We start from the raw sequence: 2,666 nt of genomic DNA, 5'->3' as shown, positions 1-2,666 counted from the left end.
TATATTGTTATTAGCTCTTTGCTCTTCGCCCGTTTGATTGTTAGCCGCAATCGCCGGGTTTTTTTCTTGTGTTGCCATTAGCCCTTCACCAACTCACAACGGTGCTCTTCGAGCCACTTGTCGAGGTCTTCAGTGCGGTATCTTATTGCCCGTCCTAGCCGCAGAAAAACAGGCCCAGGTGTTCGATTAGCTGTTGGACCGTCGCACCTTGCTTGTCGCAAAAAGGATACGCTCATACCAATATACTTTGCTGCATCTTTTTCGTTTACAACACTGTTCATACTATCGCTCCTTACGCTATGGTTTTTTACTGCTAAACCACATCTTACAGAGCAATAAAACAAAAGCGTGCGACAAAAAGACGACAATAATTCAATTCTTTAATTATTTTGCACAGGGTTGGTTGGAAGGCTATTCGAGGAAGTCAGCAGGCCAGGTAAAGCGGTAATCTTCTATGTATCGCTGGAGGGTTCTTACATCAATGTCGTCAAGAGCATTCGCAAAATTCTGTTGGGATCTGAGCGCATAAGTCTTTTCCTCTGGAGAGAGTCTCTCGAAAGCGTCTTTCAGTTCTTGAAAGTTCTTATATTTCTTTGACCCTGGACGTCTGCCCTTAATCTTATCGCCCTTAAAAGGTGCCCACCAGTGCCTTAGTTTTGCAACCGCTTCAGCAACTTCTCTAGAGGTTGGGTTATCTCCAGAGATAACGAATTTACACCTGCCGAATTTGTATTTGTCGATATACGCATCGTTTTTAGGCGGGTTTCTATGTTTAAATAGGGATTTAGGCTTATTGCTAGGGCGGTCAAACTCTTCAAAAAACTCAACTGCCCCCGAGCGCCGGTCGAAAGTATCTACAAATTCGGCTAGTCCAAAGAAGGCTATCAAGGCATCGCTAAACCTAAATTCGATAATAAAGATAGCTTCCTCGCCACCTTTAAAGGGTAAATTATCAGCAAAAACAGGCGTTTCTAGTGTGTGGGGTAAGTTTTTTAGAAACGCCTTTTCCCCAACCGGCAAAGGGAACATAGCTGACCACTCAGAAAGCTCAGGGAACATTAGTTTTTTCGAGGACCAGTTTTCTGTTGACTGCCTCATTGCATCGTAGCAAATATGGTTTGGCAGGCTCTTAATCGCACCTATTGGGTCTTGAAGAAGCCTGGCACAATCTTTACATTTTTCACTGTCACTACTTATGCAAACCTTATTGTCCATGTTACCCAACAGTTATTAATTTATCGCTGACATATCCCGGATTATCGCGCACCAACTTCGCAACGGCATTTGCTTTCACTTCGGGCGCTAAATGCGCGTACCTTAGCGTCATTTTGATATCGCTATGGCCTAATAACTCTCTCACCGTATTTAAGTCAACGCCTGCCATGACTAAGCGGCTGGCGAAGTGGTGTCTTAGGTCATGGAAGCGGAAATTAACTATATCGGCGTCTTTTAATAACTTTCGCCATGAATTGTTAATGTTATCGAAACGCCCGCCGTTCTTTCCAGGAAACACTAGCTCACTGTCCTTGACGCACGTTTTCCACCTAAAAAGCACATCGAAGGCCTCGGCGTTTAGTGGGACGTGCCTTGTCTGTCCGCTTTTCGCACCAGCGCCCTTGACTGTAAGCATGGCTCGATCAAGGTCAACGTCGCTCCATTTAAGGTTAAAGAGCTCACCGCGCCTTAGTCCCGTGTTAAGATCCAAGATTATGAGCGGCTTTAGGTAGTCAGCAAGGGGTAGTTTTTTTAAGTCCGGTAATTGCTCATAACCTCGTACTCTTCGCCAGGCGTTTGCGCTGTCTCGCTTTAGTTTAATGTGCTCTTCGCGGTAATCCAATGCGGCTCTTAAGCGCTCTTCCTCTTCGTCGCTTAAGAATCTAACTTTAGGCGCTCTATCAACCTTAAGCGGCTTAATCGGCGCTAGCGGGTTCGTTTGAATGTGACCCCATTGCACAGCGCGGGATAGTGCGCTCTTGAGCGTGGCAGCATAGCGGTTAATAGAAGCAGGCTTAGTTCCGGCTTTAAGCCGTCCTGAGCGCCACTTCTCCACTTGCCAAGGGGTAATATCCCCAAGCTTGGTTTTGCCTAGTATTGGTAAGAAATTAGCCCTTAACCTGCTTATGGTCGTTGTGGCGCTGCGCTGGTGAATCTCTACCCACGGTGCGTAAACTTCGGTGAGGTAGCTTTCAAGTGTATGGAATTTAGCTTTGCGCTTGGCTTCTCGGGGGTCAATGCCTCTTACATAATCGGCAAGTATCTCTTTAGCACGGTCTCGTGCTTGTGTTGGCGTTAAAACGTCTGTCTTGCCGATCGTGATCCGTTTTCCACGGGCGTATTGGCAAATATAAGTCATTCTACCGGACGACTGCACACGCAAAAGAAAACCCGTTAGTTTCGTGTCTCTTACTTCATAGACCTTCACGCCTGGTTTTAAAGACTCAATCAACCGCTTGTTAATGACTGCTCTCACGAGTAACCCCCTCTTTTTTGCACTTACGAGAGTGTTTATTAAGTGCAACTTGATTATAAAACAATGAAAAGCAGTAGACAAGCGTATAAGAGCATGCTTATAATAATGGCAGGTAAAAGTACCTAGTTTAGTGTACTGGTTTCTATGGATAAACATGGGTTTTTAGTAAAAAATTTCACTCGTAATGAGCAGGTCA

Annotated in this window: 2 protein-coding genes; both read right to left on the bottom strand. The window is 45.3% G+C overall.

What is annotated here, in order from left to right; all coding sequences use genetic code 11:
- Positions 1-411: 411 nt before the first annotated feature.
- A complete protein-coding gene (locus COY37_RS09350; protein ID WP_286977354.1) occupies positions 412-1,215 on the bottom strand; it encodes a hypothetical protein in 804 nt (267 codons plus the stop codon).
- Between the two features lies 1 nt (position 1,216).
- Complete coding sequence (locus COY37_RS09345) at positions 1,217-2,470, bottom strand: site-specific integrase (protein ID WP_286977352.1); 1,254 nt, start codon at positions 2,468-2,470, stop codon at positions 1,217-1,219.
- Positions 2,471-2,666: the final 196 nt, after the last annotated feature.

Source organism: Candidatus Aquicultor secundus (genome assembly GCF_002791875.1).
GTDB lineage: Bacteria > Actinomycetota > Aquicultoria > Aquicultorales > Aquicultoraceae > Aquicultor_A > Aquicultor_A secundus.
The sequence above is the reverse complement of the archived record's forward strand: the minus strand, read 5'-3'. Positions and strand labels throughout refer to the sequence as shown.